The organism is Streptomyces koelreuteriae (assembly GCF_018604545.1).
Lineage (GTDB): Bacteria > Actinomycetota > Actinomycetes > Streptomycetales > Streptomycetaceae > Streptomyces > Streptomyces koelreuteriae.
In genome coordinates this window covers 4,129,441-4,147,750 of the sequence record NZ_CP075896.1, presented here as the reverse complement: position 1 = coordinate 4,147,750, position 18,310 = coordinate 4,129,441, and the positions used below count along the sequence as shown (strand labels likewise).

The following is an 18,310-nucleotide window of genomic DNA, read 5'->3' as shown; positions in this document are numbered from 1 at the left end:
GCCCTAGCGGCACGGTTCGCGCCAAAAACGCAGCAGTATCGCGCCAAAGGGGAAGCGGCATGTCCAAGCCGATCCGAGTGGAAACGGACCTGATTCCGTCGGGCCTCTACGGCGCGGCCGACGACTGGACCGGCCTGACGATCACGCGCCAACTCGCCCGCCCGCTCTTCGTGGAAGGCCCCGACCGCACCCTGCGGCCGGGCCTGCTGCACAAGGCGCTGCGGCTGGACGAGAAACGCTGGGACTTCGCACTGCGGCCCGGTGCGGGCTGGTCCGACGGCCGGCCGATCCACGCCCGCGACATCGCCCGGCACATCGCGGGAGTCGCCAAGCAGGCCGGCCCCTTCGCCTGGCTCGTGTCGCTCATCGAGCGCATCCAGCCCCTCGACCCCGACCGGCTGCTGCTGACCACCCGCCACCCCGTCGGCGATCTGCCCGCCCTCCTGGCCAACCCCGTCTTCGGCCCCCGGCACCCCGACCCGGCCGTCACCAGCGGCGCCTACACACTGGCCGAAGGACCACCCGGCGAAATCCGCCTGCGGGCGACCGGCCCCTGGCCCGATGTCACCTACGTGCTGTCCTCCGGCGCCGAGCACGGGCAGGACCTCTACGACCGAAGAGCCGTCGACATCACCTGCCCGACGACCTTCCCCGTGCCCCGATGGGCCCAGCGCGCCGACTACCCGGACCTCCAGGTCGACGACCTCGACATCGCCGTCGCCCTGCTGCCACCGAGCGGCATGACCGCGAAGCACAAGCGGGCCGTCGCGGCCGCCCTCGACCGCCGGGATCTGTCCCGGGGACTGCACGGAGCCCTCAGCCCGCTCGACTCCTTCACCGGACTGTGGGACCCGCACCGGAGCGTCGCACCGGCCCGCGCGGCACACGAACTGTTCCCGGCGGCCGGGCGCACTCCCGTCCGTCTGGTCTTCCCGGACTTCTCACCGAACCGGGAGACGGCCCGCATCCTGGCCGAGCAGATCGGCGAGAACACCGGACTCACCCTCCGGCCCGAGGCCATCGACTACCGGGCCTATCTCACCGAGCTGCACACCACGTACCGCGAAGACTTCCGTCTCGTGCTGATGGCCTCGCCCTGGCCCGACCCGGTCGCCCTCCTGCTCCCCTTCACCCGCCGTCCGGCGGAGCAGCTCCCCGGCGGACCCGCGTCCGCGTTCAAGGACACCGTGCACCGGGCCCTCGCCGCGGACGACCTCCAGGACCGGCTCGCCCACTGCGCCCGGGCCGAGCGGGTGCTGAGCGAGACCGGCGAGATCTGCCTCTTCGGACGGCTCAGGTCGGCCGCCCGGCTGCGCGTGAAGAACTACGTCAGCCCGCCGTCCGGCTGGGCCGACCTGTCGGTGTGCGAACCCCCGCAAGACTGAGGACGGGCGATGGCAAAGATCAATTACCTCAAGGTCAACGAGCAGTACTGGGACTCCAACAGCGAGCTGTACCACGATGCCCACCCCGAGCACTTCGACGCCGAACGGCATCCGTCCTGGGGGATCTGGCACCTCCCGGAGAGCGACCTCAAGATCTTCACCGACGACCTCCCGGCCGGCTCCCGGATCATCGACCTGGGCTGCGGCATCGGGCACGACACCACCGGATTCGCCCGCGCCGGATACGAGGCCTACGGAGTCGAACTCTCCTCCGGCCAGCTCTCGCGCGCCCTCGGCGAAGGGGCCGCGGGCTTCGTCCAAGCCGCCGCGGAGCGCCTGCCGTTCCGTTCCGGAGTCTTCGACGCGGCCTTCTGCGACCATGGCGCGTTCGACTTCTCCCCGCCCCACCGCCTGCTCCAGGAAGCCCACCGCGTGCTCCGCCCCGGCGGCGTCCTAGGCCTGTGCACCTACTCCCCGCTGCTGCAGATGTGCTTCGACAACCGGAGCGGCACGGTGGGCGAGCGCCTCGCCAACCCCTACGGCGACGCCCGGATGAAGTACGGCGGTGATGTGGTTGTCTTCCACTCCACCTACGCCCAGTGGATCGACATGTTCCGGGACTGCGGATTCTCCATCGAACGACTGGTGGAACCCCTGGCCCCGGTCGGCGGCGCCACCTACTTCAAGGAAGCCCTCGACCGGAACTGGGCGGAGAGGTGGCCGGCGGAGGTGGTGTGGAAGGTGCGCAAGGTCTGAGCCTGGGCTTGTTTCACGTGAAACAGCACGGCGGGGCGGGAGACTCGCAAGGTCAGCCCTTGAGTCTCCCGCCCCGCCGTGCTGTTGCCCCGGCGGCCGTCAGGAACGGTCGTCGCGCTGAGCGGCCTCTTCCTCGGCCTGCTTGGCCTCGACCTCCGGGTCCAGGACCGACTGGCCGCTGCCGTCCACGGAGGACAGCCGACCCGACTCGGGCACCTCGGTCGCGGCGGGCGGTTCCACCAGCCAGTCCGGGTTGGCCTGCTTGTCCCACCACTTCCAGGCGGCGAAGGCACCCCCGGCGAGGGCGCCCAGAATCGCCAGTGTCTTCAGGGCACGGCCGGCCCTCGCCCGCCGTTCCTGCTTGCGGACCAGCTTCTGGATCTCCTTGGCCGAGACCTGACCGCGCAGCGCGGCCATGGCGGCCACACTCCGGGCGGCTGCCTCGGTCGTGACGGGTCCGGCCGCGGCCATCGCCTGCTCAAGCCTCGGCCGGGAGTAGTCCGCCGCCTGCTTTGCGGCCTTGCGCGTACGGACGGCGGCTTCGTGGGCGGCCTGGTCGACCTTCGGCGGCACATGCGTACGGGCCTGCTCCAGATACGGCTGCACATGGGCGCCGTACTGAACGCGTGCCTGTCCGGCGGCCTGGGTCACCTTGGGCGCCAGCCGTACGCGTGCCTCGTGTGCGTAGTGCGTTGCCCTGTCCTTGGCCGTGTCGGCGTAGGGCGCCACCACTTCCGCGGCGTGCAGCACGCTGTCCTTCGCCGAACCGGTCGCGGCGCGCACGCTGTCGATGCGGGTCACGGGTTCCTCCTCCTCGGTGGCGTACGGTATTTCGACTTTCCACCCTTTTACGGATCATGCCTCCGGGTGCGCCGCCAGGCATGCGCGGACGCGCATCCGGGTCACGGGAATCGGCCCCGGGCCATCTCGGGTCGTCAGCCGATCACGTGCAATAGCGGATGAATCGGGGGCAACAGGAGCTTGTCGTCGACAATGCCACGGATCGCTGCCCCGTGCCCCCGCCCCGGGACTACTCGACTGGTTTCCGCAACCGAACCGCCCGGTTTCCCCCCGGCGAACGGAGGTCAGGCGACGTGGAGCCCCGTCCATGCGAGGATCAGGGAGTCACGGAAAGACAACGGAAGGCAGGATCGTGGCTGAGCAGCTCTACGCCACCCTGAAGACCAACCACGGCGACATCGAAGTCCGGCTTCTGCCGAACCACGCCCCCAAGACGGTCAAGAACTTCGTCGAGCTCGCCCAGGGCGAGCGGGAGTGGACGCACCCCGAGACCGGGAAGAAGTCCACGGACAGGCTCTACGACGGTACGGTCTTCCACCGGGTGATCAGTGGCTTCATGATCCAGGGCGGTGACCCGCTGGGCAACGGCACCGGCGGTCCCGGTTACCAGTTCGAGGACGAGTTCCACCCGGACCTGCGCTTCGACAAGCCCTACCTGCTGGCGATGGCCAACGCCGGCCCGGGCACCAACGGCTCGCAGTTCTTCGTCACCGTCTCCCCGACGGCGTGGCTGAACCGCAAGCACACCATCTTCGGCGAGGTCACCGACGCGGCGAGCCAGAAGGTCGTGGACACCATCGCCACGATCCAGACGAACCCGCGCACCGACCGCCCGCTCAACGACGTGGTCATCGAGTCGGTCGTCATCGAGACCCGCTGAGCACGAAGGCCCCCACAGGGGAACCAATCGCCCCGCTCATCCGTAAGGATGGGCGGGGCGGGGCTTTGTCCACCACGGCCTTGCCCACGACGGCTTTCACGACCTAGGGGATCTCATGGACGACCAGGCTGCGGGCAGCCCGCAGGACGCCCACAGCGTCCCCATGTGCTACCGCCACCCGGACCGCGAGACCGGCATCCGCTGCACCCGCTGCGAGCGCCCGATCTGCCCCGAGTGCATGATCAACGCCTCCGTCGGATTCCACTGCCCCGAGTGCGTCCGCACCGGCTCCGGCACAGGGCACGCGCCCACGGCCGCCATGCCCCGGACGATCGCGGGCGGCACCATTGCCTCCGACCCCCGGCTGCTGACCAAGATCCTCATCGGTATCAACCTGGCGGTGTTCATCGCCGTCCAGGTCCGCGAGTCGATCCTCACCGACATCGTCCTGCTCGGCGCCTGGCCGCCGGCGCCCTTCATGCCCACCCAGGGCGTGGCGGGAGGCGAGTGGTACCGCATGGTGACCTCGATGTTCACGCACCAGGAGATCTGGCACATCGCGTTCAACATGCTCAGCCTGTGGTGGCTCGGCGGCCCCCTCGAAGCGGCCCTCGGCCGTGTCCGCTACTTCGCGCTCTACATGGTCTCGGGTCTCGCGGGCAGTGCCCTGGCCTATCTGCTGGCCTCTCCGAACACGGCCACGCTGGGCGCCTCGGGCGCGATCTTCGGCCTCTTCGGCGCCACGGCGGTGCTGATGCGCCGGCTCAACTACGACATGCGGCCGATCATCGCGCTGCTGGCGATCAACCTGATCTTCACCTTCAGCCCGGGCTTCAACATCTCCTGGCAGGCCCACATCGGCGGTCTCGTCGCCGGTGTCGTCCTCGGATACGCCATGGTCCACGCCCCCCGTGCGCACCGCGCGCTGGTGCAGTACGGCACCTGTGCGCTGGTCCTCGGTGTGGTAGTCCTGCTGACCGTTCTGAGGACCGCCCAGCTCAGCTGAGCGTGATGTTGTCCACAGCGGGTGGCGAATCTTGTGCATGCGGTGCGGGAACACATGTGCCCCCTGTCACTGACCTGCGTTTCCGCAGGTCAGGCAGGGGGCGAACAGGTTTTCGAGCTGCGGTACTTCCGTCGTACCGGCGTCAACACTCAACGAGTTATCCACAGATCGTCTTTCTTTTCCACCTGTGGATAACCGCTGTGGATAACTCAGCGAACAGCCCTGGGCAGAGCTGGGTTCAGCGTCCGGCGAGTGCTACTTCCACTGTGTGGAGACGCCGAATCCGGCGGCGATGAAGCCGAAGCCGACCACGATGTTCCAGTTGCCCAGGGAGTCGATGGGCAGCGAGCCGTCGGTGACGTAGAAGACGACGATCCAGGCCAGGCCGATGAGGAACATGGCCAGCATGACGGGCGCGACCCAGGAACGGTTGGTCAGCTTGATCGCCGTTGCCTGCTTCGCCGGCGGCGGCGTGTAGTCGGCCTTCTTGCGGATACGTGACTTCGGCACGAGGGTCTCTCCTGTCGATGCGCTGCGTGGCCGCGCAGGGATCTGGGTCTGGCTCGGGGCAGCGTAAGGGGACTCTGAGTGCTCCCCCGGTCGTCCGTTAGCGTAGTGCTTCCGTGGCGCCGAAGGAGATAAGGGTACGTTGAGCAATTCTGCCGACTCCCCCGGGACGGGATCCACCCCTGAGCGCGCGCGCCGCTTCCGGCCCGTGCGCATTCTCACGGCGGCCGTCTTCGCTCTCGCGGGTCTGATCTTCTTCACCAGCTTCAACACCGCCAAGGGCACCAACATCCGTACGGACAGCTCCCTGCTGAAACTGTCCGACCTCATCCATGAGCGCAGCCGGGAGAACGGCGAGCTGGACGAGACCAACGGAACCCTGCGCCAGGAGATAGAGGCGCTCGCCGAGCGGGACGACGGCAGCTCCAAGGCGGAGGACCTCAAGCTCGCCGCCCTGGAGCAGCGCGCGGGCACCCAGAAGCTCAAGGGCGACTCGTTGACGGTCACCCTCAATGACGCCCCGCCGGACGCCACCGCCAAGCTCCCCGGCTACCCCGAGCCGCAGCCCGACTTTCTGGTCATCCACCAGCAGGACCTCCAGGCCGTGGTGAACGCGCTGTGGCAGGGCGGGGCCAAGGGCATCAAGGTCATGGACCAGCGGCTGATCTCCACCAGCGCGGTGCGCTGCGTCGGAAACACCCTGATCCTCCAGGGCCGCGTCTACTCACCGCCGTACAAGATCACGGCGGTCGGGGACCCGGACAAGCTGCAGCGGACGCTCGCGGCGTCCCCGGCGATCCAGAACTACATGGTCTACGTCAACGTCTACGGGCTCGGCTGGAAAGTCGAGGAGAACGGGCCGGTGACTCTTCCCGGCTACTCGGGCACAGTGGATCTGCATTACGCGAAGCCCGTGGAGCAGTAGCCAGGCCGGGGGGAGCCGCCGGTGCGCGTGATCGTCAGGACCGTCAGCGAACTCTGCGTCACCGTCGGCAGCGTGATCGTGCTGTTCGTCGTCTATGTGCTGTTCTGGACCGGTGTGAAGGCCGACCATGTCATGGACGACCAGATCGAGCTGCTCGAGCAGGAGTGGTCGAAGCCCCGTCCGCCGGCCGACGGCACCGCCGCGGGCCCGCAGAAGCCCGGGCCCTACGCCCAGGGCAGGCCCTTCGCGATCATGCACATCCCGCGTCTTGGTTTCACGTGGAACAAGCCCGTGCTCGAAGGCACCACCACCGGCACCTTGAAGAAGGGCCTCGGGCACTACGCGGACACCGCCCGGCTGGGGCAGAAGGGGAACTTCGCGGTCGCCGGCCACCGCCGCACCTACGGCGACCCCTTCAAGGACTTTCCCAGGCTGCGGCGCGGCGATGCGGTGGTGCTGACCGACGGCACGACATGGTTCACGTATCGGATCGACAAAGGCCCGTACAAAACAGTGCCCTCGGACATCGAGGTGATCGACCCTGTTCCACGTACTTCCGGGTACACGCGTCCGGGCCGGTACCTGACGCTGACGACGTGCGAACCGGAATGGGGTCACAGTCATCGGTTGATCGTCTGGGCGCACCTGGACTCCACCCAGCCTGTGGAGGCCGGGAAACCCGAGGCGTTGCGCCGTTAGTCTGGTGGCTGTACGGCGTGGGTCTGGTGCCGTGGTACGACGGAAGGGACGGCATGTACGGCTGGGTCTGGCGGCATCTGCCGGGGAACACGTGGGTGAAGGCGCTGATCTCACTCGCCCTGGTCGTGGCCGTGGTCTACGTCCTCTTCCAGTTCGTCTTCCCGTGGGCGGAACCGCTGCTGCCCTTCAACGATGTGACGGTGGACAACCAGTGAGCGCGCGCATTCTCGTCGTCGACAACTACGACAGCTTCGTCTTCAACCTGGTCCAGTACCTGTACCAGCTGGGCGCCGAGTGCGAGGTCCTGCGCAACGACGAGGTGTCGACGGCGCACGCCCAGGACGGCTTCGACGGTGTCCTGCTCTCCCCGGGCCCCGGCACTCCGGAGCAGGCGGGCGTCTGCGTCGACATGGTCCGGCACTGCGCCGCCACGGGTGTCCCGGTCTTCGGCGTCTGCCTCGGCATGCAGTCGATGCAGGTGGCCTACGGCGGTGTCGTGGACCGCGCGCCCGAGCTGCTGCACGGCAAGACCTCGCCGGTGGAGCACGCGGGCAAGGGTGTCTTCGCGGGTCTGCCCTCGCCCTTCACGGCGACGCGCTACCACTCGCTGGCCGCCGAGCCCGCGACGGTCCCGGCCGAGCTGGAGGTCACGGCCCGGACCCACGACGGCATAGTGATGGGCCTCAGGCACCGCGAACTGAAGGTCGAGGGTGTGCAGTTCCACCCCGAGTCGGTGCTGACCGAGCACGGGCACCGGATGCTGGCCAACTGGCTGGTGGAGTGCGGCGACCAGGGCGCGGTGGCGAGGTCGGCCGGGCTCGCCCCGGTGGTGGGCAGGGCCACGGCGTGACGGCGCTGCGCCCCGAGCGCGAGTCCGACACCTCGTACGGGCAGCAGTCGTACGGGGCGCAGGGTGCGTTCGAGGACTGGTCGGGCTCAGGGGCGTACGGCGCTTCCCCGCAGCCACCACCGCAGCAGCAGCCGAACCCGCAGCAACAGCCGTACATGTCAGATCCGTACATGTCAGAGCCGTATGTGCCGGAGCAGGAGCCCGATCCGTACCCGGCGTCGTACGAGCCTCTTCCCGAGGAGCCGTACCTGCCTCCCGTCGACGACGAGACGGTGGCGCTGCGGATACCGGATCCGCCGCCCGCGGCCGATGACTCCCTGACGGGCTCTCCGGGCTCCTCGGGCCCGCGCGGGGCCGGAGCGGCCCCTGGCGGCCGGGCGGCCCGCAGAAAGGCCGCCAAACGCCGTCATGGGCGCCATGGCGGCGCTCCGGACACCCGCTCCGCTCAGGAGGAGCCGGCCCGGGAGGGGCGGCGGGCGCCGCTGTCGCGGGTCGAGGCGCGGCGGCAGGCGAAGGCGCGCAAGCCGGGCGCCGCGGTCGTCGCCAGCCGGGCGATCGGCGAGGTGTTCATCACGACCGGCGTGCTGATGCTGCTGTTCGTCACCTATCAGCTCTGGTGGACGAATGTGCGGGCGCACGCCCAGGCCGGCCGGGAGGCGAGCAGCCTCCAGGACGACTGGGCGAACGGCAAGCGCAACCCGGGGGCCTTCGAGCCGGGGCAGGGTTTCGCCATCCTGCACATCCCCAAGCTGGACGTGGTCGTGCCGATCGCCGAGGGCACCAGCAACAAGGGTGTCCTGGACCGGGGCATGGTCGGCCACTACGCGGACGGCGCGCTGAAGACCGCGATGCCGGGCGACAAGACCGGCAACTTCGGGCTCGCGGGCCACCGCAACACTCATGGAGAACCGTTCCGGTACATCAACAAGCTCGCGCCGGGCGATCCGATCGTCGTGGAGACGCAGGACGAGTACTTCGTCTACAAGATGGCGTCGATCCTGCCGGTGACCCCGCCGAGCAACACGAGCGTCCTGAAGCCCGTCCCCACCGGGTCCGGCTTCACCGAGCCCGGCCGCTACATCACGCTGACCACGTGCACGCCGGAGTTCACCAGCAAGTACCGGATGATCGTCTGGGGCAAGATGGTCGAGGAACGGCCGCGCAGCAAGGGCAAGCCGGATGCGCTCGTCAGTTAAGGGCAGATGACCAGTGGCAGCGACCACCGACACGGACCACGAAGAGCACATCGGCGCGCCCGCGCCACGGCGGGCCGCGGCACGCCGTCGGCCCGGCCCGATCGCCATAGCGGTCAGTGTCTTCGGGGAACTCCTCATCACCGCGGGCCTGGTCCTCGGCCTGTTCGTCGCGTACTCGCTGTGGTGGACGAACGTCGTCGCCGACCGCGCGGCCGGCAAGCAGGCCGACAAGGTCCGTGACAACTGGGCCCACGGCCGGGGCGGCCCCGGTGTGCTGGACACCAAGAACGGCATCGGCTTCCTGCACGTGCCCGCGATGAGCGGTGGTGAGGTGCTGGTCGAGAAAGGCACGTCGAACAAGATCCTCAACGACGGTGTCGCCGGCTACTACACCGACCCGGTCAAGTCGGCCCTGCCGATGTCGGGCAAGACCGGCAACTTCTCCCTCGCGGCTCACCGCGACGGCCACGGCGCCAAGTTCCACAAGATCGACAAGATCGAGAAGGGCGACCCGATCGTCTTCGAGACGAAGGACAAGTGGTACGTCTACAAGGTCTACGGCATCCTTCCCGAGACCTCGAAGTACAACGTCAAGGTCCTGTCCGAGGTCCCGAAGGAGTCGGGGAAGAAGAAGCCGGGCCACTACATCACCCTGACGACCTGCACGCCGGTGTACACGAGCACGTATCGCTACGTCGTGTGGGGTGAGCTGGAGCGGGTCGAGAAGGTCGACGCGGACCGGACGCCGCCGAAGGAACTGGGCTGACTGCCGCAAACTTTCCTTGCGGCTTCGGGCCTTTGTGCCGTGGTCCGATTGCTACTCCAGACCGTTCAGCGGCGCACCGGCGCTCCACTCCTCCAGCAGTCCGCGGTGCACCACGGTGATGCCGCTCTCGGCTGCGATGTTCCGGGCGTCGCGGGTGAAGGGGCATGTCGCCACGAAGAGGGCCACGTCGGATTCGTGCAGGACTTTGGCGGCCCCGGCGAACTTCTGGACGTCGGGGCTGGTGATGGAGAGGTGCGGAGCGAACCTCTTGCACTGGACGACGATGCGCCGCCCGGAGGCTGTGAGGGCGGTGATGTCGATGCCCCGGTCCCTCGCGCCGCCTTGGACGACGACGTCGGTGCAGCCGTCGCGGCGCAGCAGCTCGGCGACGTGCTCTTCGAACTCGCGTCCGTTCATGGCGTCCATGGCGGCCATGACTCCGGCGAGGGGGCGGTCTTCTCGTGGGCCTTCCAGCCGCTGCAGCCTCGCGTTGTGCTGCTGCAGTCGCTTCTCGATGCGCTGGACGCCTGCCCGTAGGGCGATGAGCTCTCGCCGGTGCTCGCCCGACGTTTCGATCAGGGCGTTGAACATGGGAACGACTGTCCTGCCCAGGATGTGGGTGATGCGCTGGTCGATCCGGTCGTCGAGGGATCCGACGTCGGCCGGGACAGGGTTTTCCACAGGCTGTGTGCGTGCGAGGTACTCCATGTCGAGGAGATACACACGTACCTGACGTGCGACTTCGCTGTCACGGAGCAGCATGGCGACGTTGAGGACGGCGCGTCGGGAGAAGAGGGCGAGGGACCGGGTGCGGGACTGGATTCCACTGAGGTTCTTGAAGGACCTCAGTTCTTCGCCGGTCAGCAGACGGTAACCGTTGGCCTCCAGCTCGGTTCGGTGGTCCTTGACGAGTGACTTGATGGCTTCGAGACCGACCTCGAAGTACGTTGCCACCATCGCCGTCGTCACATGCATCCCGTCCGGCAGCAGGGTCAGTGTGTTGACTCTGTCGAGTACGTCCGTGCGGTCGAGCACACTGCAGCGCAGAGTCGGCGATTCCAGCAGCGCGGTTTCGTTGATCATGTCTTGCCCTCCGGCTCGTGTGGCCGGGGCGGCGTTTCGATTCCCCACCCCACCCGGTGAACGAGTCATGAAATGTGAAGACACGATCGATGGGCGTACGAGTCTGCGAGACGAACCCGAAACGGCACCCTGGCGCAGGAGCAGTGCGCCCAGCACCAGGTGGATCCCGGGCTCCGGGGCGACTGATCCACGGTGTCACCCTGGCCCGTGAACGGCGTCCCGGTCCCGCGTCGAGGACGCCCTCGCCGCCTACGACGCGGCCCGCCGCCGTCCCACCCAGCGGCAGGCCCGTGCCGCCCGGTTGATGAATCGCGCGGTGCACACCCGCCGCCGGGGCGCCCCGGTGCGGGACGCCGCGATGCGCCTCTTCCTCACGGTGGGACGGCCGCCGGCCTGACGCGCGTTTCGATGTCCCGGCGGGCTTCGCCGATCATTGCGACTCCAACGGCATGTCGGTCGGGCGGAGCTTCAAGGACCCCACACCGGCTATTGCCCGGGCGCGGAGCACATGATGGCCTCCGGGGTGGTTTCGACAGGCTTCAGACCTTCTAGCAGGGATTCGTGGACTGAGTCATGACCGACTGGAACAAGTCTCTCCGGCCGGAACGCTTCGCCTTTCTGGCCGGGCTGGCCGTGATGGGCGTCGCGCTGCTGTTCCTCCTGGGCGCCACCGGCATCGTCGTGGCGGCCGTGGTCGGTGTGCTGTGCCTCGGCGCGGTCGCCGGTGGCCGCAGCGGTGTCCGGGCCGTCCGCGCGCGCCGGTGGGGCCGGCCCGGGACCTGGCTGACCCTGGGCGCGGCCTGCGTGTCGACCGGTGTCGGCGGATTCGCGGTCGCCTATCTGACCGGGATCCTCTCCGGGGGCCTGGACGTCGAGGAGGCCTGTGTCCACGGGCACGGCGTCAGCTACGACGACGCCTACCGGGAAGCGCACGCGCAGGAGTTCAACCGTTGGTTCCCGCTGTCCAGCAAGTGCAACGAGAACTTCGACCTTGTTCCCGCCTGGGTCAACCCGGCCCTTGTGTTCTTCGCCCTGCTGGCGGCGATCGGCGTGCTGTGCCTCGCCGCCGCGGTGGTGACTGCTCTGAGACCTAGGAGAGACAGATGAAGATGGGTGACCTGACGAGGCGTCGCTTTGCCGGTGCCACCATCGGTGTGGCGGGTGCGGCGGCCCTGGGCTCGCTCCTGCCCGCCGGAGCGGCCGTCGCGGCGGCCGAGGCCGGTTCCTGGACGAAGGACACCAGCGGCAACGGCTGGCCGCTGCTGAAGGAGGCGGAGTCGTTCACCGTCGAGGGCAGCGACCAGGAGGTCAGACTCGCCGGCGGTGACGCCGCCGTGGTCCTGCTGCATGTGGCACGCCGGTTCCACTACGAGATCGACCGGCTGCGGGACGGCGATGTCCACGGATGGGTGGGCGAGCGCCGGATCGAGGCGGAGTACGAGTCGAACCACCTCTCCGGCACGGCGATCGCCATCCGGCCGCTGTCGTACCCGCTCGGCGCGAAGAACGGTCTGTACCCGAACGAACTCATCGTGGTCCGGGACATCCTCGCCGAACTCGACGGTGTCGTCGTCTGGGGCGGTGACCTCACGCCGGCGAAGGAGTCCCACTTCGAGATCGGCGTCAAGCCGGGGCATCCGCGGCTGAAGGGCGTCGCCCGGAAGATCGTCGGCTGGCAGCAAGGGCCCGGGGACCAGGGAGCGGGGGCGACGGACGCCTTCGACCCCGAGCGGCGCGGCAAGGCCCGCTCCTTCGCCCGACGCTCGGCGTAGCAGGCCCGAGACGAAGGGAGCCTGCCCGCATGACCTGCGGGCAAGCCCCCTTCAACCGCTCGTCACACCACCGTGGTTCAGGTGGTGAGGTTGTGCTTGAAGCCGCTGAACTTGTCGCCGCTCTTGATGAGCGAGACGCGCACGCCGACCTTGATGTTCTCGGGCACCTTGCTCCCGAAGCACTGGTACTCGTGCGTCAGGGCGGGCTGCTTCGTCTTCAGCTGGGCGATCGTCTTGTAGTCGCTCATCCTGAAGAGGTGGATCTCGACGGCGTAGCCGTCGCTCTGCTCGTCGTAGACGGTCAGGCAGTCCCCGTCATGACCGAAAGCGCCCCTGCCGCCCGGGTCCCAGTCCGTCGTCTCGACGAAGCCGCTGTTGGTCCCGGCGTTCGCCGTCCCCGAGGCGAGGAAGGTCAGGGCGCAGGCAGCCCCCAGGGCGGCCACGATGTGCTTCTTGATGATTACCCCCATTGGTCATGTCGCGTTCAAGACGCGATCATGGCGTGATCATAACCCAGGGGACAGACAGGCGCCCCGGCACCGAGGGTGCCGGGGCGCCTGTCGTACGCGGTGCGGTCAGTCGTCCTCGTTGCGGCCGTTGAGGCCTCCGAAGATGCCGCCGTTGCCGTTGCCGCCGTTGTTGCCGCCTCCGACGCCGACGGTCTGCAGGGTGACCGTCGTGGCCGCCGGGTCGTCGACCTCCTGGTTGCCCTGGGGGTCCTGGCCGGCGACGAGGGCGGTGTCGCTCTGGTCGCTGCCGTTCGCGAACTGGATGTTCGTGAAGCCGGCCGCCGCCAGCGCCTGCTTGGCCTGGCCGACCGTCTGGCCGACGACCTGGGGCACGCGCGCCTTCTGCTGTTCCTTCTTGCCGATCTGGATGTTGACCGACGAGTTCTTGTCGACGGAGGAACCGGACTGCGGTGTGGTCTGGATGACCTTGCCGACCTGGTTGTCGTCCTGGGTGTCGACCTCGGTGCAGTTGCCGACCAGGTCGTTGGCCGTCATCTGCGCCTTGGCCTGGTCACAGCTCTGGCCGAGAACATCCGGGACGGTGGACTTCGCCTCCGCCTTGGCGATGGTGAGGGTGATCGTGGATCCCTTCTCCACCTCCTTGCCCAGATCCGGGCTCTGCTCGAGGACGGTGCCGGGGTCCTCAGGGGACTCCTGCGGCTTCGTCTCGACCTTGAACTTGTACTTGTCGTCCTCCAGCGTCGCCCTGGCGTCGTCGATGATCTTGCCGACGACACTCGGCACGGCCACCTTCGGCGCCCCGGTCGACACGGTCAGGGTGATGGTGTCGTTCTTCTTGACCTTCGTCCCGGCCGTCGGGTCCTGTTCGCACACCTTGCCCTTGCTCTGCTCCTCGCAGGGCTTGTTGGTGGTGGTCAGCTTGAGGTCGCTGTTCTTCGCCAGTCTCCTGGCGTCGTCCACCGTTTCGCCGACGAAGTTCGGGGTGTCGACCGATTCGTTGCCGACCCCGTTGCCGCTGAACGCCCACCGGCCGATCAGGATCGCGCCCACCAGCACCAGGATGCCCGCCGCCACCAGCAGGATCGTCGAGGTGTTGGACTTGCGCTGCTGCCCGCGGCGCCGGTCGGGGCGGTCGTCGTAGCCGAAGCCGTCGTCCGGGCCCACGGGGGGCATCATGGACGTGGCGCCCGCGCCGGCGTCCGCGCGCAGGGCCGTCGTCGGCTGGTCGTCGGGGTAGCCGCCGTAGCCCACCGAGCCCATCGCGGCGGTGGCCGCGACCGGCTGGCCGTCGAGGCAGGCCTCGATGTCGGCGCGCATCTCGTCGGCCGACTGATAGCGGTAGTCGGGGTCCTTGACGAGGGCCTTCAGCACGATCGCGTCCATCTCGGGCGTGATCTCGGGATCGAAGACCGACGGGGACTGGGGCTCTTCCCGCACGTGCTGGTACGCGACGGCGACCGGGGAGTCGCCCACGAACGGCGGACGGACCGTCAGCAGCTCGTACAGCAGACAGCCGGTCGAGTAGAGGTCCGACCGCGCGTCGACCTGCTCGCCCTTCGCCTGCTCCGGGGAGAGGTACTGGGCGGTGCCGATGACGGCCGAGGTCTGGGTCATCGTCATGCCGGAGTCGCCCATGGCGCGGGCGATGCCGAAGTCCATGACCTTGACCTGGCCGTTGCGCGTCAGCATGACGTTGGCCGGCTTGATGTCGCGGTGGACGATGCCGGCTCTGTGTGAGTACTCCAGGGCCTGGAGGATGCCGATGGTCATCTCCAGCGTCCGCTCCGGCAGCAGCTTGCGGCCGGAATGCAGCAGCTCACGGAGCGTCGAGCCGTCCACGTACTCCATGACGATGTACGGGATCGACACGTTGTCGATGTAGTCCTCGCCCGTGTCGTAGACCGCGACGATCGCGGGATGGTTGAGCGAGGCGGCCGACTGGGCCTCCCGGCGGAACCGGGCCTGGAAGGAAGGGTCACGCGCGAGATCCGCGCGCAGCGTCTTCACCGCCACGGTGCGGCCGAGGCGGGTGTCATGCGCGAGGTAGACCTCCGCCATGCCACCACGCCCGAGCACCTGGCCCAGTTCGTACCGGCCGCCGAGGCGACGCGGCTCTTCCATAGCTACCTACCAGCCCTCTCCGTCGGTCCCGACCGGAAATCTTGTACGGTCGGAGGCTGCCGTCCGGGCCTACCGTACCCGGCTCGCTTTGTGTGACCTGGCCAAGCCCGTCAGCCGATACAGGACCGGTATCGCAACGTGCACCGATGTGAAGCAGACGTGAGCGGGGTCACTTCTTGCTCTTGATGACCGCCTCCATCACGTTCCTCGCGATCGGCGCCGCGAGGCCGCCGCCGGAGATGTCGTCACGGACGGCGTTGTCGTCCTCGATCACGACCGCCACGGCCACCGGTGCGCCGCCGTCGCTGTCCTTGGCGTAGGAGATGAACCACGCGTAGGGGTTCTCGCTGTTGTCGACACCGTGCTGGGCGGTACCGGTCTTGCCGCCGACCTTGACGCCGTCGATCTTGGCGTTGGCGCCGGTGCCCTTGTCGACGACGGTCTCCATCATCGACTGGAGGATCTGGGCGTTCTCCGAGGACATCGGCTGGCTGAGCTCTTCCGGCTCGGTCTTCTCGATGGTGTCGACGCTGCGGGCCTGGAGCTCGTCGACCATGTACGGCTTCATCAGCTTGCCGTCGTTGGCGACGGCCGAGGCGACCATGGCCATCTGCAGCGGGGTCGAGGCGGTGTTGAACTGGCCGATCGACGACAGCGCCGTCTCCGACGGGTTCATGTCGTCACCGAAGACCGAGGCGTTGGCGCGGACCGGGGTGAACTGCTCCTCGGTGAAGCCGAACTTCTTGGCCATCGCCAGCATCTTCTCGTTGCCGAGGTCGGAGCCGATCTTGCCGAAGACGGTGTTGCAGGAGTACTGCAGCGCCACCCGCAGGGTCGCGTTCTTGCAGGGGATGTTGCCCTCGTTCTTCAGCGGAGTCGTGGTCCCCGGCATGGTCCACGGCAGCGGCGTCTCCGTCTTCTGGTCCGCCTCCGAGTACAGCCCGTCCTCCAGTGCGGCGGCCGCGGTGAGCACCTTGAAGGTGGAACCCGGCGGGTAGGTCTCGCGCAGCGCCCGGTTGAGCGTCGGGTCGTCGGGGTTGTTCTTCTTCTCCAGCTTCTGCCACGCCTTGGTGTCCGTGGTCGTGGAGTTCCCCGCGAAGGTCGACGGGTCGTACGACGGGTAGGAGGACAGCGCCAGGATCTTGCCGGTGGACGGCTCCAGAGCCACCACCGCGCCCTTGGCGCCCTGCTTCTTCAGACCGTTGTACGCGGCCTTCTGCGCGGCGCCGTTCAGCGTGGTGACGACGTTGCCGCCCTCTTGCTTCTTGCCCGTGAGCATGTCGAGCGTGTTGCGGAAGAAGAGCCGGTCGTCGTTGCCGGTGAGGATGCCGTCCTCGAGGTTCTCCAGCTGCGTGGCACCGAAGGCCTGCGAGGCGTAGCCGGTGACCGGCGCCCACATCGCGCCGTCCTTGTAGGTGCGCTTGAACTTGAAGTCGCTGCCCGATGTTTCCTTGGAGCCGGTGATCGGCTGGCCGTCGACGATGATGTCGCCGCGCGGCGAGGCGTACCGCTCGATGATGACCCGGCGGTTCTGCTTGTCGGTGCGGAGCTCGTCGGCCTTGACGTACTGGATCCAGTTGTCGCGGATCAGCAGGGCCAGGACGAGGAGACCGCAGAAGATCGCGATCCGGCGCAGGGGCTTGTTCATGACGGGCGGACCACCTGGGTCATCTCGGCGTCGGGGTTGCTTGCCGGGGCGGGGGCCGGGCGGCGTGCGGTGTCGCTGATGCGCAGCAGGATGCCGATCAGGGCCCAGTTGGCGATCACGGAGGATCCGCCGTAGGCGACGAACGGCAGCGTCATACCGGTCAGCGGGATGAGGCCCATCACACCGCCGGCCACGACGAAGACCTGGAGACCGAAGGCACCGGACAGGCCGATGGCCAGCAGCTTGCCGAACGGGTCGCGGGCCGCGAGCGAGGTGCGCACGCCCCGCTCGATGATCAGGCCGTAGATCAGCAGGATCGCCATGACGCCCGCCAGGCCCAGCTCCTCGCCGAAGGTCGCGAGGATGAAGTCGGAGTTGGCGGCGAAGCCGATGAGGTCGGAGTTGCCCTGCCCGAGGCCGGTGCCGAGGGTGCCGCCGGAGCCGAAGGCCCACAGGGCCTGCATGGCCTGCTCGGAGTGGACGATGCCGTCCTGGACGCCGGCCCGGCTGAGCTCGAACTCGCGCATCGGGTCGAGCCAGGCCTGCACACGGGTCTGGATGTGCGGCTCGAAGCTCGCCACACCGACGGCGCCGACCGCGGACATCAGCAGACCGAAGACGATCCAGCTGGTCCGCTCGGTGGCGACGTACAGCATGATGACGAACATCCCGAAGAACAGCAGGGACGTACCGAGGTCGGTCTCGAAGACCAGGATGAGGATCGACATCACCCAGACGACCAGGATCGGACCCAGGTCGCGGCCACGCGGCAGGTACAGGCCCATGAAGCGGCGGCTGGCCAGGGCTAGGGCGTCCCGTTTGACCATGAGATAGCCGGCGAAGAAGACCGCGAGGGCGATCTTCGCGAACTCACCGGGCTGGAGCGTGCCGAGGCCGGGGATCTTGATCCAGATCTTGGCGCCGTAGACGTTCGCGCCGAGGCCGGGCACGAGCGGCAGGACCAGCAGGAACAGCGCACCGGCCATGGAGATGTAGGTGTAGCGCTGCAGGACGCGGTGGTCCTTGAGGAAGATCAGCACGACCACCAGCAGGGCGACGCCCATCGCTGAGTACAACAGCTGGCGCGGTGCTGCATCGGCGTAATTGCTGAGTCGCTTCGACTGGTCGAGCCGCCAGATGGCGACCAGACCGAGCCCGTTCAGCAAGGTGGCCAGCGGCATCATCAGCGGGTCCGCGTACGGCGCGAACTTCCGCACCACGAGATGACCGACGCCCGCGAGCAGACCGAGGCCGAGGCCGTAGCTCAGCAGGCCCGGCGGGACCGAGTCATTGAGGGCCAGCCCGACGTTGGCGTAGGCGAAGACCGGGATGACGACGGCGAACACCAGCAGCGCGAGCTCGGTGTTGCGCCGGCTCGGCGCACCGATCGCGCCGATCGTGGACGTGTGGTGCGTCGGCGAGTTCGACGTATTCGTACTGCTCAT

The 18,310-nt window shown here is 68.2% G+C and carries 19 protein-coding genes; 12 read left to right on the top strand and 7 right to left on the bottom strand.

Translation table 11 applies throughout. The annotated features are described in order from the left end of the window. Positions 1-59 precede the first annotated feature (59 nt). Positions 60-1,385, top strand: a complete 1,326-nt coding sequence (locus tag KJK29_RS18620) for an ABC transporter substrate-binding protein (protein ID WP_215120288.1) — start codon at positions 60-62, stop codon at positions 1,383-1,385. Between the two features lie 9 nt (positions 1,386-1,394). Next, positions 1,395-2,141 carry a class I SAM-dependent methyltransferase gene (locus KJK29_RS18615; protein ID WP_215120287.1) on the top strand — a complete coding sequence of 249 codons (747 nt, stop codon included), beginning with the start codon at positions 1,395-1,397 and terminating at the stop codon, positions 2,139-2,141. A gap of 99 nt (positions 2,142-2,240) precedes the next feature. Here the strand turns inward: KJK29_RS18615 and KJK29_RS18610 are convergent, their stop codons facing one another. Continuing rightward, positions 2,241-2,942, bottom strand: a complete 702-nt coding sequence (locus KJK29_RS18610; RefSeq protein ID WP_215120286.1) for a DUF5324 family protein — start codon at positions 2,940-2,942, stop codon at positions 2,241-2,243. A gap of 352 nt (positions 2,943-3,294) precedes the next feature. Between KJK29_RS18610 and KJK29_RS18605 the strand changes: the two genes are divergently transcribed. Both KJK29_RS18605 and KJK29_RS18600 read left to right on the top strand, forming a co-directional pair. After that, on the top strand, positions 3,295-3,822 hold the full coding sequence (locus KJK29_RS18605; RefSeq protein WP_215120285.1) for a peptidylprolyl isomerase: 528 nt from the start codon (positions 3,295-3,297) through the stop codon (positions 3,820-3,822). 115 nt (positions 3,823-3,937) lie between these two features. Further along, positions 3,938-4,828 (top strand): rhomboid family intramembrane serine protease, encoded by an 891-nt coding sequence (locus KJK29_RS18600; protein ID WP_215120284.1) that lies wholly within the window; start codon positions 3,938-3,940, stop codon positions 4,826-4,828. 255 nt (positions 4,829-5,083) lie between these two features. Here the strand turns inward: KJK29_RS18600 and crgA are convergent, their stop codons facing one another. Next, complete coding sequence (crgA, locus tag KJK29_RS18595) at positions 5,084-5,338, bottom strand: cell division protein CrgA (protein ID WP_215120283.1); 255 nt, start codon at positions 5,336-5,338, stop codon at positions 5,084-5,086. A gap of 139 nt (positions 5,339-5,477) precedes the next feature. Between crgA and KJK29_RS18590 the strand changes: the two genes are divergently transcribed. The 6 genes from KJK29_RS18590 to KJK29_RS18565 are packed head-to-tail and all read left to right on the top strand — an operon-like array spanning position 5,478 to position 9,771. Beyond that, a complete protein-coding gene (locus KJK29_RS18590; RefSeq protein ID WP_215120282.1) occupies positions 5,478-6,260 on the top strand; it encodes a DUF881 domain-containing protein in 783 nt (260 codons plus the stop codon). 21 nt (positions 6,261-6,281) lie between these two features. Beyond that, entirely contained in the window at positions 6,282-6,959 is a 678-nt protein-coding gene (locus tag KJK29_RS18585; RefSeq protein WP_215120281.1) for a class E sortase, read from the top strand. 17 nt (positions 6,960-6,976) lie between these two features. Beyond that, complete coding sequence (locus tag KJK29_RS18580; RefSeq protein ID WP_189727378.1) at positions 6,977-7,174, top strand: hypothetical protein; 198 nt, start codon at positions 6,977-6,979, stop codon at positions 7,172-7,174. Then, the gene (locus KJK29_RS18575) at positions 7,171-7,809 is read left to right on the top strand and encodes an aminodeoxychorismate/anthranilate synthase component II (protein ID WP_215120280.1); all 639 of its coding nucleotides are present in this window, start codon (positions 7,171-7,173) and stop codon (positions 7,807-7,809) included. Before KJK29_RS18580 ends, KJK29_RS18575 begins: the two co-directional genes overlap by 4 nt. Continuing rightward, positions 7,806-9,005 carry a class E sortase gene (locus tag KJK29_RS18570; protein WP_215120279.1) on the top strand — a complete coding sequence of 400 codons (1,200 nt, stop codon included), beginning with the start codon at positions 7,806-7,808 and terminating at the stop codon, positions 9,003-9,005. Before KJK29_RS18575 ends, KJK29_RS18570 begins: the two co-directional genes overlap by 4 nt. 13 nt (positions 9,006-9,018) lie before the next feature. Continuing rightward, on the top strand, positions 9,019-9,771 hold the full coding sequence (locus tag KJK29_RS18565; protein ID WP_215120278.1) for a class E sortase: 753 nt from the start codon (positions 9,019-9,021) through the stop codon (positions 9,769-9,771). A 51-nt stretch (positions 9,772-9,822) separates the two neighbouring features. On the opposite strand, the gene KJK29_RS18560 is transcribed toward KJK29_RS18565, so the two are convergent. Continuing rightward, complete coding sequence (locus tag KJK29_RS18560) at positions 9,823-10,854, bottom strand: restriction endonuclease (protein ID WP_215120277.1); 1,032 nt, start codon at positions 10,852-10,854, stop codon at positions 9,823-9,825. A 573-nt stretch (positions 10,855-11,427) separates the two neighbouring features. Here KJK29_RS18560 and KJK29_RS18555 point away from each other — a divergent pair. Together KJK29_RS18555 and KJK29_RS18550 are read left to right on the top strand one after the other, a co-directional pair. Then, on the top strand, positions 11,428-11,961 hold the full coding sequence (locus tag KJK29_RS18555; RefSeq protein ID WP_215120276.1) for a hypothetical protein: 534 nt from the start codon (positions 11,428-11,430) through the stop codon (positions 11,959-11,961). Positions 11,962-11,963: 2 nt separating this feature from the next. Next, on the top strand, positions 11,964-12,626 hold the full coding sequence (locus tag KJK29_RS18550) for a hypothetical protein (RefSeq protein ID WP_215124346.1): 663 nt from the start codon (positions 11,964-11,966) through the stop codon (positions 12,624-12,626). A gap of 77 nt (positions 12,627-12,703) precedes the next feature. Here the strand turns inward: KJK29_RS18550 and KJK29_RS18545 are convergent, their stop codons facing one another. The 4 genes from KJK29_RS18545 to KJK29_RS18530 all read right to left on the bottom strand — a co-directional run bounded on the left by KJK29_RS18545 (position 12,704) and on the right by KJK29_RS18530 (position 18,310). Continuing rightward, positions 12,704-13,096 carry a hypothetical protein gene (locus KJK29_RS18545; RefSeq protein ID WP_215120275.1) on the bottom strand — a complete coding sequence of 131 codons (393 nt, stop codon included), beginning with the start codon at positions 13,094-13,096 and terminating at the stop codon, positions 12,704-12,706. A 105-nt stretch (positions 13,097-13,201) separates the two neighbouring features. Further along, on the bottom strand, positions 13,202-15,217 hold the full coding sequence (gene pknB, locus KJK29_RS18540; protein ID WP_215120274.1) for a Stk1 family PASTA domain-containing Ser/Thr kinase: 2,016 nt from the start codon (positions 15,215-15,217) through the stop codon (positions 13,202-13,204). A gap of 169 nt (positions 15,218-15,386) precedes the next feature. After that, a complete protein-coding gene (locus KJK29_RS18535; protein ID WP_215120273.1) occupies positions 15,387-16,865 on the bottom strand; it encodes a peptidoglycan D,D-transpeptidase FtsI family protein in 1,479 nt (492 codons plus the stop codon). Beyond that, positions 16,862-18,310, bottom strand: a complete 1,449-nt coding sequence (locus KJK29_RS18530; RefSeq protein ID WP_215120272.1) for an FtsW/RodA/SpoVE family cell cycle protein — start codon at positions 18,308-18,310, stop codon at positions 16,862-16,864. The genes KJK29_RS18535 and KJK29_RS18530 overlap by 4 nt, the downstream gene beginning before the upstream one ends.

Excerpts from the sequence above, each read along its gene's own strand:
- KJK29_RS18620 (WP_215120288.1), top strand. The coding sequence starts at position 60 with ATGTCCAAGCCGATCCGAGTGGAAACGGACCTGATTCCGTCGGGCCTC.
- KJK29_RS18615 (WP_215120287.1), top strand. The coding sequence starts at position 1,395 with ATGGCAAAGATCAATTACCTCAAGGTCAACGAGCAGTACTGGGACTCC.
- KJK29_RS18600 (WP_215120284.1), top strand. The coding sequence starts at position 3,938 with ATGGACGACCAGGCTGCGGGCAGCCCGCAGGACGCCCACAGCGTCCCC.
- KJK29_RS18560 (WP_215120277.1), bottom strand. The coding sequence starts at position 10,854 with ATGATCAACGAAACCGCGCTGCTGGAATCGCCGACTCTGCGCTGCAGT.
- KJK29_RS18555 (WP_215120276.1), top strand. The coding sequence starts at position 11,428 with ATGACCGACTGGAACAAGTCTCTCCGGCCGGAACGCTTCGCCTTTCTG.
- KJK29_RS18550 (WP_215124346.1), top strand. The coding sequence starts at position 11,964 with ATGGGTGACCTGACGAGGCGTCGCTTTGCCGGTGCCACCATCGGTGTG.
- KJK29_RS18545 (WP_215120275.1), bottom strand. The coding sequence starts at position 13,096 with ATGGGGGTAATCATCAAGAAGCACATCGTGGCCGCCCTGGGGGCTGCC.
- pknB (WP_215120274.1), bottom strand. The coding sequence starts at position 15,217 with ATGGAAGAGCCGCGTCGCCTCGGCGGCCGGTACGAACTGGGCCAGGTG.
- KJK29_RS18535 (WP_215120273.1), bottom strand. The coding sequence starts at position 16,865 with ATGAACAAGCCCCTGCGCCGGATCGCGATCTTCTGCGGTCTCCTCGTC.
- KJK29_RS18530 (WP_215120272.1), bottom strand. The coding sequence starts at position 18,310 with ATGAGCAGTACGAATACGTCGAACTCGCCGACGCACCACACGTCCACG.